Source organism: Vibrio tapetis subsp. tapetis, assembly GCF_900233005.1.
GTDB lineage: Bacteria > Pseudomonadota > Gammaproteobacteria > Enterobacterales > Vibrionaceae > Vibrio > Vibrio tapetis.
The window spans coordinates 631,304-645,792 of the sequence record NZ_LT960611.1 but is presented as its reverse complement, the minus strand read 5'-3'; the positions used below and the strand labels follow the sequence as shown (position 1 = coordinate 645,792).

Annotated in this window: 17 protein-coding genes; 3 read left to right on the top strand and 14 right to left on the bottom strand. The window is 42.8% G+C overall.

All coding sequences use genetic code 11. From position 1 onward, the window contains the following. Positions 1–30: 30 nt before the first annotated feature. The 4 genes from VTAP4600_RS02975 to VTAP4600_RS02960 form a co-directional block, all read right to left on the bottom strand. Positions 31–252 (bottom strand): hypothetical protein, encoded by a 222-nt coding sequence (locus VTAP4600_RS02975; RefSeq protein WP_012396990.1) that lies wholly within the window; start codon positions 250–252, stop codon positions 31–33. A 69-nt stretch (positions 253–321) separates the two neighbouring features. Then, positions 322–675: a hypothetical protein gene (locus VTAP4600_RS02970; protein ID WP_012396989.1), complete on the bottom strand. Its 354-nt coding sequence runs from the start codon at positions 673–675 to the stop codon at positions 322–324. Then, positions 672–953: a single-stranded DNA-binding protein gene (locus VTAP4600_RS02965; RefSeq protein WP_012396988.1), complete on the bottom strand. Its 282-nt coding sequence runs from the start codon at positions 951–953 to the stop codon at positions 672–674. Before VTAP4600_RS02965 ends, VTAP4600_RS02970 begins: the two co-directional genes overlap by 4 nt. A gap of 12 nt (positions 954–965) precedes the next feature. Beyond that, positions 966–2,108, bottom strand: a complete 1,143-nt coding sequence (locus VTAP4600_RS02960; RefSeq protein WP_102521426.1) for a phage/plasmid replication protein, II/X family — start codon at positions 2,106–2,108, stop codon at positions 966–968. A gap of 120 nt (positions 2,109–2,228) precedes the next feature. On the opposite strand from VTAP4600_RS02960, the gene VTAP4600_RS02955 reads away from it, so the two are divergent. Beyond that, complete coding sequence (locus VTAP4600_RS02955) at positions 2,229–2,624, top strand: helix-turn-helix transcriptional regulator (protein ID WP_102521425.1); 396 nt, start codon at positions 2,229–2,231, stop codon at positions 2,622–2,624. Between the two features lie 707 nt (positions 2,625–3,331). Here VTAP4600_RS02955 and ltrA read toward each other — a convergent pair. From ltrA to matP, 6 genes are all read right to left on the bottom strand, one after another. Beyond that, a complete protein-coding gene (gene ltrA, locus VTAP4600_RS02945) occupies positions 3,332–4,615 on the bottom strand; it encodes a group II intron reverse transcriptase/maturase (protein WP_102521018.1) in 1,284 nt (427 codons plus the stop codon). A gap of 800 nt (positions 4,616–5,415) precedes the next feature. Continuing rightward, positions 5,416–5,643 (bottom strand): hypothetical protein, encoded by a 228-nt coding sequence (locus tag VTAP4600_RS02940; protein ID WP_012396984.1) that lies wholly within the window; start codon positions 5,641–5,643, stop codon positions 5,416–5,418. A 119-nt stretch (positions 5,644–5,762) separates the two neighbouring features. Continuing rightward, on the bottom strand, positions 5,763–5,915 hold the full coding sequence (locus VTAP4600_RS25880; protein ID WP_172443053.1) for a hypothetical protein: 153 nt from the start codon (positions 5,913–5,915) through the stop codon (positions 5,763–5,765). A 358-nt stretch (positions 5,916–6,273) separates the two neighbouring features. Next, positions 6,274–6,603, bottom strand: a complete 330-nt coding sequence (locus tag VTAP4600_RS02935) for a hypothetical protein (RefSeq protein WP_102521423.1) — start codon at positions 6,601–6,603, stop codon at positions 6,274–6,276. Positions 6,604–6,788: 185 nt separating this feature from the next. Then, on the bottom strand, positions 6,789–7,100 hold the full coding sequence (locus VTAP4600_RS02930; protein ID WP_102521422.1) for a DUF3634 family protein: 312 nt from the start codon (positions 7,098–7,100) through the stop codon (positions 6,789–6,791). Between the two features lie 11 nt (positions 7,101–7,111). Further along, complete coding sequence (gene matP, locus VTAP4600_RS02925; RefSeq protein ID WP_102521421.1) at positions 7,112–7,561, bottom strand: macrodomain Ter protein MatP; 450 nt, start codon at positions 7,559–7,561, stop codon at positions 7,112–7,114. A 166-nt stretch (positions 7,562–7,727) separates the two neighbouring features. Between matP and VTAP4600_RS02920 the strand changes: the two genes are divergently transcribed. Then, the gene (locus tag VTAP4600_RS02920) at positions 7,728–9,392 is read left to right on the top strand and encodes an AAA family ATPase (RefSeq protein ID WP_102521420.1); all 1,665 of its coding nucleotides are present in this window, start codon (positions 7,728–7,730) and stop codon (positions 9,390–9,392) included. Between the two features lie 66 nt (positions 9,393–9,458). Continuing rightward, positions 9,459–9,977 carry a bifunctional 3-hydroxydecanoyl-ACP dehydratase/trans-2-decenoyl-ACP isomerase gene (gene fabA, locus VTAP4600_RS02915; protein ID WP_102521419.1) on the top strand — a complete coding sequence of 173 codons (519 nt, stop codon included), beginning with the start codon at positions 9,459–9,461 and terminating at the stop codon, positions 9,975–9,977. Positions 9,978–10,119: 142 nt separating this feature from the next. Here fabA and rmf read toward each other — a convergent pair whose 3' ends face one another. The 4 genes from rmf to VTAP4600_RS02895 form a co-directional block, all read right to left on the bottom strand. Continuing rightward, positions 10,120–10,293: a ribosome modulation factor gene (gene rmf / locus VTAP4600_RS02910; protein WP_102521418.1), complete on the bottom strand. Its 174-nt coding sequence runs from the start codon at positions 10,291–10,293 to the stop codon at positions 10,120–10,122. A gap of 164 nt (positions 10,294–10,457) precedes the next feature. Then, on the bottom strand, positions 10,458–12,341 hold the full coding sequence (locus VTAP4600_RS02905) for a DUF3466 family protein (protein WP_102521417.1): 1,884 nt from the start codon (positions 12,339–12,341) through the stop codon (positions 10,458–10,460). Positions 12,342–12,358: 17 nt separating this feature from the next. Further along, positions 12,359–14,263, bottom strand: coding sequence for an ABC transporter ATP-binding protein (locus VTAP4600_RS02900; RefSeq protein WP_102521416.1), 1,905 nt, complete (start codon positions 14,261–14,263; stop codon positions 12,359–12,361). Beyond that, positions 14,241–14,483, bottom strand: a complete 243-nt coding sequence (locus VTAP4600_RS02895; RefSeq protein ID WP_102521415.1) for a glutaredoxin family protein — start codon at positions 14,481–14,483, stop codon at positions 14,241–14,243. The genes VTAP4600_RS02900 and VTAP4600_RS02895 overlap by 23 nt, the downstream gene beginning before the upstream one ends. Positions 14,484–14,489: the final 6 nt, after the last annotated feature.

Genomic DNA, 14,489 nt, shown 5'->3' with positions numbered 1-14,489 from the left:
GGGCTCTTTCATAAGTGGCCAGTACACCGGTTATGAATCGCTAGCGTGCTCCAGTTCTTGAGCTTTGATTTGGGGATATATCCGCATGAAACCTAAAATACCTTGAAGATTCTCGATTTCATCTTGCATATGATCTTGTAAGTTGAAGGCTATTTCTCTAGGACAATTACCTGTACTCAAAAACAATGAGATGCTGGCTATTGTATCAAGCTTAGCTTCTGCGTCTGATAACGTGTATTCTTTAACGGTCATAATCAACTCCAGTTAAGTTGGTTGTGGTAAAAAGCCCGTAACTGTTCATGCAGCTACGGGCTTTGCTATTTAGCGGTTAAGGTGACCCGCTCTAAATGGATTGTCGGATGGTAAAGACATTCGATCTTGAAATACATCAGGGCCAATTACGATAATCTGGCTACCAAGGTCAAAAGCCACGACAATAATAGCGCGGTCATCTAATTCTAAATTTTTTAAGACTTTAAGGGCTCTCGTATAACGATTGAAACGCATCGCGGCGTCTGGTAATCCGCACCACTTTTTACTGATTACACCTGCGCGTTCTTTATACTGAAGAAGAAAATCATCACACTCAGGGTTATGAATTAACCATCCATGAAAATTAGCATTTTCAGGCAATCTAGCGTCTTTTTTGATTTGTTCAGGGGTTGGAATACTCATAGTTCAGGCTCCATTGGGACAATCATTTTACCGTATTTTTTCAATTCAACCGTATTGAAGTGATTGACGATGTATGACGAGGAATGAAACGTATAAATCCCCGCTTGATATGGCGGCTGGCCTTCTTCCAATTGAACCTTGGTCAATGTCGGGAAGCGACCTTCTAAAAATACATACGCATCTTGTTCGTAAATTGTGCGCGGTGGTTTCCCATCTTTACCCTGCATGGTTCTTGGTGTCGATTTAACGTCTTCTTTGAAAACTTCAATTTTTAACATACTAGTTTCTCTTTAAGCGATTGCCTTAAACGGCATAACATTAGACTTAGCAACTACTGGTAAGTGATACCAATTTGGAATAGCGAGCGGTTTTACTTCAATTAACTCTGAGCGTTTTAAGGTTGGACACAGGCGAGTAACATCAAAAACCTGACCGATATCTATACCTATTTTCTTGAGCCGAGATTTATGTTCGTAAAATTGACTTTGTTTTAAGACCTGGCGTAAATCAGTACCGTGCTGCCACATCGTTGCATAACTCTGAGTAGAATTTGCGGCTTGGCGACTCTTAACAATCCCCAGATCTAATAATTGGTCAGCAATGCTTTTATGTTCATCATGATTAATTTGTATTGTCTTCATGGCATTCTCGATTTCATTCAAATGTGGTAAATAATCTGCTTCTGTTTTTAGCCCGTAGTAATGTAAATTATGCTTCTTCAATAATATTTGCTGTAATTTATGCTCTTGTCTGACGACACCTTGCTCTTCACAATAACTGATTAATTTTTCTATATATTCTAGCTGTTTAACCGTCACGCCTATTTTCTTTCTTTTGTCTTTTTTGAGGTGCTCTCTAAGCTCAAATGCTTTGGCATAAAGTATGTCTGCTCGCCAATTGGAACCATAGCCCCAGCTACAAGTCATACCGTTAGGGTAAAGTGTTGGCTTCCTACCTCTACCTATTTGCATAGAAGACATTCCACGAATGAATGATGCCTCCATCCCCTGACCTACTGATAAGTTTTGAGTCCAATCAACAGCTGTAATTTCAGCGCCATTACCTATAAAACTTATTGGCTTACCATCCGGTGTTTGACGAGGACATAAACGAGTATTTTTAGTGAATGGCGGTAAGTTGTATTTCGCCAATATATGATTGTAAATTGCTACACATTCTTCAAATGTTGTTAGCCCAAATAGATTATCCATCCGCTGCCAACGAGAGGGATTTCCTTCTACACGAACTTTGTAACCATCACACCTAATAGTCAGCTTTGTACTAAATGATCCTTCTAAACGCTTTTGATTAACCGATGGAGGTAATGCTTCCCCTGTCTCCATTTCTAGCCTTTCAATCACATGCGTCCCAACAAGTGGAAGACCACCTTGGGGATACTGTTGTTGCATGAAAAGCTTATCAATGAAGTACAAGTTAAAACCCTGTCAAGTACGTTTTTTTATAACATACATAATAAAAAAGCACACTTCAACCGCTAGGTACAAAAAAGCAGTGTTATAGTTATAAAAAAGAGTATCGATAAGGAGTTTGTGGTGTTGAAAGATGTAATTAAGTCTGCGCGTGTAGAACGTGGTTATACCCAAGAGCAAATAGCAAAATTGGTGAAAGTAGCAAAGCAAACCTACTTGAAATGGGAAAATGGCGAAACTGAACCCAAAGCAACTCAAATCCAGTTATTGGCAGAAAACCTTGGACTAACAGCAAACGAAATATGCTCTGGCAAAAGAACAACCAAAATGAGCTTAGAAGACTTCATTGTAGAAACGGCAATCAACAAATGGCCTAGTGAATTAGTGACTATGATGACGTGGAAAATGATCCCAGACCACGAGGTGTTTTTTGACAGAATAGAGCATACAAGCGAAGGCCAATACTATGAAGCAATTGGTGAGGTTGGAGAGATTGAGAGAGCGCTAGGAAAACGGTGATAATTCCGGATGTCCGGAGTTAGTTGGGGTGTAACAGTAACCCCAACTTGTTCTGATAACATTTCGATTACAAGTGACAATTTTGAAGATGGCCTTTTGAGGCCATTTTTAATGGAAAAAATAGTATCGATAGAAAAGTAAACGCCATTTAATTTGGAGCCCTTCCCCGTCGAAACGGGGCCCCTTCCCAAATGTAAATGGCCTCTCCTATTTCCTTCTCACCCTCCTTGCTCAGTTTTCGCCGTCGTTGTTCGTCGTCAGTCGTCAGTCGTCGAGTCTTGATAACTGATAGATATAAGGGTTGCAGTTGCAAAACGCCCTTTGGTGCTGTGATGCTCTGCAAGGGTGGTTCTAGCAAGAAAGAAAGGAAGTTTATCGCGGTGTCATAGATTGGGAGCGCTTCGCGCGTATCGGGCTGTTTGGCCGGAGCGACCATATCAACGTGGAGTTGTGCCCTTATCCCTGCGGGAAAATGCGAAATCCGCACAAGAGTACACTATTAAAGATAGTGTACTCTCCTTCTCCTCCTCGACCTCCTTGCTCAGTCTTCGCCGTCGTTTCTCGTCGTCATGCGTCGAGTTAAATAGGGGCAAAAGCGCTTGACTGGAAGGAAGTTTATCGCGATGTCACACGAAAACATCGAGTAGGGTGAGGCGTCTCCGCCTCATCCCTCTCACAGAACCGTACGTACGGACCTCGTATACGGCTCATGCACATTTCCATTCAGCATAATGGCTGAACACATATCCTGTCCTAACGTGTTCAAGATTCACTAATCCAAGGTCGTTAAACCATTGATTTGGCATCGAGTAACTGGCTAATGGACTCGCAGCATTTCTCCAACTATCCATACAGATATACCTGAATGACCCTTCGTAACCTAGCTGTCTTAGCCTGCGGTGGAGTCGGGTCGGTTTTTTCCATAATCGTAATTGGACGCTGCGAAGTCTTCGCCTTAACCACGCGGCCAGTTTCTTAAACTCCCTGTTGGCATTCGCTATTCGAAAGTACTGGCTGAACCCTCTCAGAAGTGGATTCAGTTGTTTAATGACTTCTAACAATGGCTTACCGCCATTGCGTCTTGTCACTCGCTTCAACTTTCCTTTGAACGTCGACATTTTCTTTGGCTGAATACGGCTATAATGGCTACCGATTTCTATTCCAAGGAATTTCACACCTTCGCCGCTGTGCGCTATGTGTGATTTGGTTTCGTTCACCGTTAACTTGAGCTGTTTTTCCAGGACCTTCGTTGCCTGTACTTGCGCATTTTCTGCACCTTTACGGCTGCGACAGAAGATCAGTATGTCGTCGGCATAACGGACTATTCGATGTCCTCGCTTTCGCATCTCTTGATCAAACGCATCCAGATAGATGTTCGCTATCAGTGGGCTTATTACTCCACCTTGCGGACTACCTATCTCGGTATGCTGCCACTCTCCATCAACCATTACGCCACTTTTCAGGAACTGTTTGATGAGCTCCAGTACGCTACTGTCTGTGACTCGTTTCTTAATGCTTTTTAGAATAAGCTCGTGGTCGAGCTTATCGAAGCACTTCGATAAGTCCATATCTACGACGTGTTGCATTCCGTATCGACGGATGAACATCGTCGCTTTGTTTATAGCATCGTGACAACTTCGATTCGGTCTATACCCAAAGCTGGATGGGTGAAACTGCTCTTCGAAGATTGGGGTTAATAGATCATTTAGAGCTTGTTGGACAACTCTATCCCGTACTGTTGGGATCCCAAGTAATCGCACCCCACCATCATCTTTCGGTATTTCTACCCGTCTGACGGGTTGAGGGGTGTATCGCTTGGTTTTGAGTTCCAGAAGAAGTTGATCTAGGTTATCACTCAGATTTTGGGCGTAGTCGCTTAGGCTCTGCCTATCTATTCCGGCCGCGCCTTTCGCTTTCCACACTTTTTTAAATCCTTTATAGAGTCGCTCTTTGTGGAGCAAGTGACCATATAAACTGTAGTAAACTCTCAACTTTTTCCTTTAGATTGTGTGCCGTGTGGGGACAAATGCTCTCTCACAGTGTTGGTGTATTTCACTCCACTCTCTAGCCTTCTAGCTCAATGGCAATTTACTAGAGTGAGTCAGAGTTACTCCCTTGTACGGTTTCTCGCTTCAGTGCTTTGCTTTCACAAAGACCGAGACGGAATACCTCGATAGCTAATCAACTTGTATACCACTGAAAAAAAAACATCTGCTCATCACAGACTTAAAATGTACTTCATCCCTTCGCAACACCAGATTGCTTTTGGCAAAATGTTGTCCCATCAGACGTGTTACTGATGGTCAGCTCAGTTTTATCCTCCACACCATTACTGGGCTTCACCGGCCGAGCTTTACTCACTACTACGGATTCATCTGCCACCTCGCACCAACATAGATCTTGGCTCTCGCCTTGAGTTTATGCTTCCGACGTTTGCTCGGATGTGGTGTCAGGCTTCCCCAGTTACTGCACTGGCTCCCTGTTAACAATGCCACCCTCAAGCACAATCTAGGTCTGATTGAGTATCGGGCTTCACGCTATTTTGCACGCTTACCCACCTAAATTGCCGAATCAGGTTCACTTTCGTTGTGTACTGTTAACTTCCTATCGCTTCCTTCAAACCCTGCCGTTGGCCAGCAACGCCCTTGCGATTCGGATTATCTTCCCCTCAATCAGGGTGATTTAGGCTTCTTTCAGCCTAATGGGTTTGCCAGCTTCGCTGGGCAAACAAAAAAGTCCGGAAAAACCGGACTTAGTTACATGTCATTATTGGGATAACGACAAGAGAACCTTATAACACATCAGCCAAATCCGCAGGAAGTGGCTCTAAATGTAATATCCCAGTATTATTCATACCCCTAGCCTCCATATTTTCTCGCATATTCGTCAAAACTACTTTTTCAATATGTCGTTCGTTGCCTTCAAAAAGCAGAATGCTATTAGGTTCTGGAATTACAGACAAAAAAACATGTGACCAATCTTCGCTGCCTTCACCTGATAAAACAATAAATGTATACATATAATAGACCTCTATAAAAACACATATATGGAGGTTAAACTTCAACAAATCAATGAGTTGGATAGACCAAATTGGAATAAAGAAATGGTTGCTTATTAATGCGCATTACAGGATTTATATTAAAAGAGCCTAGCGGCTGCGGCCAGTGCTGGCGCAATGGTACTGCCCGCCACGCTTTCAACATAAATCTGACCACATAATGCGCACTGAGATAATGATTCTGTAACCGCCACAGAATCCATATTCACCGCCAATAATCCGGTCCATGCCATTGTTATTGAGCTATTTGAAAAATGTCCTCCTAAGCTTACTTATATAACGCAAGATTAGGAGTTATCAGGATGCTAATGTTTTTACCAGTATCACAAGACTTGTGATACCTGCCTATTTAGAAGCTGTAGCTAATGTTTGCGTAAAGTTTAGCTACGCCGACAGAACTGAGTATGAATGACGACGAACCAAATTTATTGGGCACATCCTACACCAATCATTTTTCTGCATAGATGTTTAACAACCACTTACATTAGCAACGTGCTAAGCTTCACGCTCTAATTTGTTCAAGTATCTACGCCAAAATCACGACACTGTACATTTAAACAGTAAGCCAGTTTCCATTGAGTGCAACGCATACTAATTTTCTACTATCTGAACGCGGATGAATTTCTCAGGTTCTTGATAATGAAATCTCATGCCTTTTTTAAGTGATTTTTTACCTACTTTGCATAGCTGTGCGTCTCCACTGGTGCGGATCCGTTTGATGTATGCAAATTTACCTTCGTGTTTCATCTCAATGGTGAAGTCACAGTATCCAGTTAAAGGTGCGTCGTACTCACTAACCTTTCGCTCGATCTTAGCTTTGATATTTCTTGCGACTGGATTAATTTGGGAGTCATCCGCCAGTGTTTGCGAGCTAATCAAACTACATGTAATGGCTACTAATCCTAGGTTATGAGCGAACATATACTATTCCTTTTATTCGGGCATAAAAAAACCGCCACTATGAGCGCGACGGTTACTTAGAGAGGGTCAGTATAATGGGGTCTATTTGAAGCTAGGCACTAAAGATTATGTTAATTCGAGTAACACAAAAGTATTCATTTTTTTATGCTGTAATTACATTGCAACTTGATGGTTTGGTCGCTAAATCACGCACTTTTTTTGCTACTGTCATTTTTAAAGCCTTGATGGGGAAAAACGTTTCTAACGCGTTGCTGTATCTTATTTGGGATTGTTTTCGAGAAGGTTAACTTCGCACCGCTTCGAGTACTATAAACTTTGATAACGCCGGAGAATGGTTGACGATGTGCTATGTCTAAACAATTATGCTTAAAAGTTGCAGGCAAGTGCCCTTTTACTTTTATTAGCTGCCCTTCTTTGAATTCCATTTTTAAGCGTGGTCTATCTACACCTACAAGCCAAAAAATCACAATCGCGGCAACAACCAAAACCCATAACATAGACTAACTCCTCAGTCTGATAGCAACTTACTCAAATTTTCTTTTAGGCTGTCGACTTTTTGGCTGGCCTTTTCACTACGAGATGCTTCACCCAATAGATATTCTATTGCATCAGACAACGTACAGCCTAACTCACCAGCTCTGTTCGAGAGTTTTTCCCAAACGCGGTAATCAAGATCAATCGATTTCTTTTTGGTGTGAACCTGCTCAGCATTAAAATGTCGTTTGCGCTTTGCCCTAATCGCTTGCTTCATTTTGTTATCAAGTTCAGGTGACATGTGCTGACTGATCCAGTCCAGCACTTTAGTCGGTTCATGCTCAAGTAGCTTGAGTTGTTCTATAGCAGCGGCATCTTCACTAGTATCGATATATTGTGTAACAGCCTCTCCGTCTTTCCACTTCTTGACGAGATACTGCCATTTCCAACCACATTCCAGGTTTTCTAGCTGCTGATATTTCATGAACTCATTCCATTAAAAATTACGTGTGACAGCGTAACCCAAACTGACGTCAAAATCAAATTCTTCAGGATTACTCATTGCTTCGCTCAATTGTAAGATAACACTATAACGTATCACCAATTTTCTATATACTTTGGCTCTTTTAACATGAGACATAGCGCCTAAGATGCACGAAAATTGGCAATCAGTAACACCTCAGTACGATTCATTTGCGCAAGTGATTTCTCAGTATCACGAGCTAGCACCCTTAACGTTTTTGGATGTTCAGCCGCGCCTTGCATCAGCCATCTCTCGATTCGACAAACTCAACAGTTTAACTCGAGTTTTATTAGTTAACGCACCAGACAACGCAATTTATCGTCAGTTGGTTGTCGATGGATTTAAGCAGCTTCAAGACTCTAATGATATAGCAGCAGGCAAACCGGTGGTTCGTGTTGAGTCTCTTGATTCAGATGCCCTATTCGGTTTGTACCAAGCGAAAGATGGTGATATTACCCAGCATATCAAAGGTTATCTTGAGCAGGCTAACGGCGGCTACCTAATGGTTTCTGCTAATCTCATTTTAGCTAATCCGATAATGTGGACCAAACTAAAAGCGGCACTACTTGGTGAAGCGGTTTCTCCGATCAACGCCGACAGTAAAAACCTATCAATTACCATACCCTCATCAACATTTGATACGAAGCTCGTCGTGATTGGCGATCGAAACCAAATGGGTGACCTTGATTACTTCGACACAGACATACAAACCGGATTCTGTATGTTCAGTGAAGTAGAGTTGGAAGTCAGGCTCAGTGAAGAGTCACTAGCGACTTACCTCGGTTATGTTAAAGGCTTGCTTACCCGATTCCAACTGCCCGATATTACTTGTGACTCAGTGCCCGCTTTACTTGCCGCTGGCGCCCGTCAGTGTGAAGACCAAGATTTCGCGCCATTAAGTCCCGTTTGGCATAATGCCCTACTGTCTGAATCGGCATTAGAGTCTAATGGTGACGCGGTAACTAGTGCTCATATTAAAGCCGCAATTGAACATAAGTATTATCGAGAGTCTTATCTTACCCTTCGAGCCGTCGACGACATACTCGGTGGCCAAGTCATCATTGAAACTGAGGGTGAGCAAGTTGGGCAAGTTAACGGACTGACTGTCGTAGAAATACCTGGCCATCCTATCTCATACGGCGAACCTGCACGTATTTCCTGTGTTATCCACTTTGGTGACGGCGACATTAACGACGTTGAACGCAAAGCTGAACTTGGTGGCAATCTTCATGCTAAAGGCATGATGATAATGCAAGCATTTGTAAGCAGTGCGCTTAATTTAGATGAGCCTTTACCTTACTCGGCATCAATTGTATTTGAGCAATCATATTGTGAAGTGGATGGCGACAGTGCGTCACTTGCCGAGTTGTGTTCACTAGTCAGCGCCCTTTCTGAACAACCGATCAATCAACAGATTGCTATTACAGGTGCAGTTGATCAGTTTGGACGAGTTCAAGCTGTCGGGGGGCTTAACGAAAAGATCGAAGGTTTCTTCCACGTCTGCCAGCACAAAGGTTTAACGGGGGGCCAAGGTGTGATTCTCCCTAAAACAAACTTGAAACATTTAGCATTACACGATGATGTCATCAACGCGATTAAAGCTGAGAAATTTCATATCTGGTCGGTGGAATCTGTTGATGAAGCGGTTCCGTTGCTTACGGGAAAGGCACTTCGTGGTGATGATGAAGACACAATTTTAAATAAAATAGCACAACGGATTGATGATTTTGAACGGCACATCCCGGCTAATGGTTTGATTACGAGACTTAAACAGTGGTTTGACCATAACTGATCCGACTTGTTTAGCGTACAGCTGTTCACTAACATGCCCAATAAGTATTTTTGGAGTAATAAAATAATGCAAAATAAACGTGATTCATATACTCGTGAAGACCTACTAGCTTCTAGCCAAGGCGAATTGTTTGGCCCTACAGGCCCGCAACTACCAGCACCAAACATGCTAATGATGGATCGAATTACGAAAATGTCTGAAACTGAAGGCGATTTCGGTAAAGGACTGATCTTAGCTGAACTGGATATTACTCCTGATCTTTGGTTCTTCGATTGCCACTTCCCTGGTGACCCTGTAATGCCGGGTTGTCTTGGCCTTGATGCAATGTGGCAGCTAGTTGGCTTCTACCTTGGTTGGGTTGGCGGAGAAGGTAAAGGTCGCGCTCTAGGTGTGGGCGAAGTGAAATTCACTGGTCAAATCCTACCGACTGCGAAAAAAGTGACTTACGAGATTCATATGAAGCGTGTTGTCAATCGTCGCCTTGTTATGGGCCTTGCTGATGGCCGAGTTTTAGTTGATGGCAAAGAGATTTACGTAGCAAAAGATTTAAAAGTTGGTTTATTCCAAGACACATCTAACTTCTAAATCAATAAAGGCAGCTGAATAGGCTGTCTTTTTTGTTACTATCCATTTAGTTATAGTGCGTTATGTGCTCATACATATTAATGCTCACATAACGCAAAAGGCCCCATATTAAGGGGCCTTTTCCTATTCTGAAGGTTGTAATTTACTTATAGAGACCAGCTTGTTTGTCATCTCTGGCGTCCCGCCAACCACCTAACCAATTCGATCTCGCTTCCATTTGTTGATATGGGCACTCCTCTTGAGATCTCCCATTCACTCCTGCTTTGTAACCTTGAGATTGAGCTCGTTCTTGGCGGTCACGTTTCTGTCTCTTCATAGTACAGTCCTCACAAAATCTAAAATTCGTAATTTACTACTATTAACATCGTATGGAGTTTTTGTTACTCCATGATTAAGAATTGTACAGAATGAGCAGATACACAAGACACAAAAAAGGCATGGTTTCATTTTTGTGAAACCATGCCTATTATTACAATTTTATTATTTACGGCGGAAACCAAATAGTGTTAGCACGCCTAAGAACAACCAACCTAGCCCAGCACCTTGTCTGGTCACGGGATTAGAGTCTGTAGATCTTACCTGAATATTAGCAGATGTTGCCCCATCTATAGGAGTCAGTTTTATCGCTACTTTCTTTTCTGCTACGCCACACTCAGAGTTATGAGATGTTGTTTTGTAACCAATAGAACAGTAAACCGCAGTAGCTGCAATAATGCCGGCATCGTTAATATCGTTAGCGTCTAAAATTCGATACTTATTGGCAGTACCACTTTGGCTACCATCATTAGTTAAGTCATCGAGCCACCAAGCCTGATTATTAAAGATGGCACTACGGTTATTCGCTATGCCAGTAGCTTTATAAGGAAGAATGAAACCACGTTCACGACGCACTTTACCTTGAACTTCACGAGACGTTTCAGCGTGAACGCGTCCAACAACTTCATTAAAGTTGTTTATCGCTCCCATTTCACCGCCAGAGCCATCAAAGAAGATGCCACCACTTAGGTAGTCAGCAGTCGGGCTTCCAGTTGACGCATCAGCGACCCACAAACGGTTGTTCAACGAACCATTTTGTACTGGGATATCGGTATTACCTGTACTACTGCTACCACGAATATAGTCGAAGCTACCACGCTTGCTTGTGCCAATAACAACTAGCTTATTGTTGATGTCTGTAGCGGTTGAATTACTGTAAAGCCAATCACTGCCGCTTTTTAGCTCGGTACCAGCAACTGTTTTTGATGTCCATTGATCGGCGGCAACCGTAAAACCAGTCGTGTTAGGCAAAAAAACCGCAGCTTGCAACATAGACCGGCTATCGCCATTTGTTGCGTTGTAACCGGCTAATACAGGTAAAGCATCGTAGGTTCCGCCTGCAGCAATCGAGGCTCCACGAATACTAGAGTTGATGGAATTAGAATTGCCCGGACTTGTACCGCTAAAACCATTCCAATTTGCTACCTGAATCGGTGCAGGTGTATTCAAGTCCCACACCGACGCTTTACTATTATAAATGGTATTTTGGCAAGATGAGCTCTCCTCCGGATTCGTTGTATTAGAACAACTACGCGAGTTAAATACATCACTTGCAGCCGAACCAACAGCATAGCTCTTACCGCCATATTCGAATTCATCAAACGCACGTGTTGGTGCTAGAAGAACGCCAATACCAGAAGTCAAAAATGAAGGGAGCTCTGTTACCGCGCCACTTTTAGATACAATAGCTCGGCTTTTATAATTTCGACCACTATTGCCAGAGTTAGTCGCTACATATCCACTACTGATATTCGCAATTAAATCACCATTATCAGCAATAGAGTTGACCACAACCTCTTGAGTACCCGTTATGGTAGACGTTTTTGCCGTACCGACCGTGGTAGGAATATCCAAACGAATGCCATCGACATAACCTTTAGTATTGTTATTATCTGCATTGAACGTTTGGCCCCAAGAATTAATAACCTTGTTTGCACCGCCAGAACCACCGTTGCCCCAAGTGTAGCGATCAGCCCAGTTGGTACAGGTTTCGTATTTGTAGTTCCACTCACAGTACTTTAGGTACTGATAGCGAATATCACTTTCTAAAACCATGTTTAGGCGGTTATCAAACTGTAGATCGACCTCATGATTAATAAACTGTCCTGCCTCGCCCAAACGGCCGCGAGATGCAACTTTATAGGTTTGAGTCGAACAGTCCGTTCCATTAAAGCAGTCAACGCCACTCGTTAGCTCTTGAACCGCTGTCGAGAAATTTTCGTTATCAGCATCAGAAACTGTCTCTATCGTATAGAGGGCAGCATTTGCGCTTGTTGCTGCCATCACCATGGCAGCTAAAGTAGACAGTTTAAATGCTTTACTACTCATTATTACATCTTGTCCTATTACATTGCATCCAGCTCTTCCCAGCGTACGAATGCAATTTCTAATTCCTGTTCTGTAGCGGATAACTTATCCAATACAGCTTGAGTCTCGTCGATAGATTTATTAAAGAAGCTAGGATCGTTCACTTGACCCTGCAAATCTTCAATCTCTTGCTCTAGATCTTCTAGGCGTTGAGGCAACAATTCCAATTCTCGTTGTAGCTTATACGATAACTTCTTTGCCTTAACAACTGGCTGAGAAGTTTTGGGAGTTTCCTCAACTTGTTTTTTACTTTTTGCTGGTTTTTCAGGCGCTCGTGTTTGCAATACTTGAGAGCGTTGCTGCTGGGCATCGTGATAGCCACCAACAAACTCTTCGATTTTACCATTACCTTCAAAAATCCAGCTGCTCATCACGGTGTTATCAACAAACTGACGATCGTGACTCACTAAAAGCAAAGTACCCTGATAGTTGGCAAGCAAATCCTCTAAAAGTTCCAAAGTTTCTATGTCTAGATCATTGGTTGGCTCATCAAGAATCAATAGATTGTTTGATTTAAGGAAGATTTTAGCCAGTAATAGACGGTTCTTTTCACCACCAGAAAGCGCTTTAACTGGCGTTCTTGCTCGCTTAGGTGCAAACAAGAAATCTTGCAAATAGCTAAGAGCATGGCGCTCACGGCCGCCAACGGTCACTTCTTGTTTACCATCAGCTAAATTGTCAATTACGGTTTTCTCAGGATCGAGCTTTTCACGGTACTGGTCAAAATACGCGACCTCAAGTTTGGTACCGCAATGTAAACGGCCTGAATCTGGCTGAAGGTTACCTAATAGCAATTGAAGTAACGTACTCTTACCACAACCATTTGGGCCAATCAGTGCAATTCGATCGCCACGCATGATGTTAAAGCTAAAGTCATCAACAATTTTATTGCCTTCAAACTGGAAGCAAATATTTTCAGCTTCAAATACGATTTTACCTGAACGCGCAGAGGTATCGATTTGAATGTTCGCTTTACCCTGCACTTCTCGGCGCTCGCTACGTTCATTACGCAGAGCTTTAAGTGCTCTAACACGGCCTTCATTACGAGTACGACGGGCTTTGATGCCCTGACGAATCCACACTTCTTCTTGCACCAGTTTCTTATCGAATTCGGCATTTTGCATTTCTTCAACACGAAGCATCTCTTCTTTTTCAAGTAGGTAATTTTCGTAATTTCCAGGAAAGCTGCTCAATTGGCCACGATCAAGGTCGACAATTCGAGTCGCCATGGATTGAATAAAGGCACGGTCATGGGAAATGAAGATAATTGAACCGCGGAAATCTTTCAAAAAGTTCTCTAGCCATTCAATGGTCGTTACATCTAAGTGGTTAGTCGGTTCATCCAGTAACAAGACATCAGGATCACAAACCAACGCGCGAGCTAAGGCCGCTTTACGCTGCCAACCACCGGAAAGGTCTGTTAACAGTGTGCTCCCATCTAATTTAAGAGACGCCATTACGTTTTTAATGCGGTCTTCAAAACGCCATGCACCGGCGTGCTCGAGTTGCTCTTGAACTCTTGCTAAATGATTAATGTTCTTATCGCTTGGGTCTGTAACCATAAGATCAAGAAGATCGTGGTAGATCCGCAACTGCTCGCCGACTTCAGCAAGTCCTCCGGAAACATAATCAAATACGGTGCCTGCTTCGTTTCTTGGTGGATCTTGCTCTAGACGAGAAACAACAACATCTTGAGTGACCTGCATTTTGCCGTCATCCATGATGATTTCGCCCGAAATGACTTTCATCAGCGTTGATTTACCTGCGCCATTTCGGCCAACAAGACAAACACGCTCATTTTCTTGAAGTGCAAAATCAGATTTATCTAATAACGGGTGGTCACCAAATGCGAGTTGACCATTATGTATGGTAATTAATGCCATGTTTTCCTAACCAAATTTGAAGTTCTTGTAAAGTGAAGGGCCAACCTAGCTCATCGCTGCCGTATTGAAGCACAGGTATAGTGACGCCGTAACGAGAAAACAATGCGTCATCAAAAGCAATATCGACGGTCTTCACAAGACCGTCGATTCCGAGCTGGCAAGTCAATTCAAATGCCATCTCACATAGATGGCACCCTTGCGTGCTGTAAAGCGTAATCAATCCGTA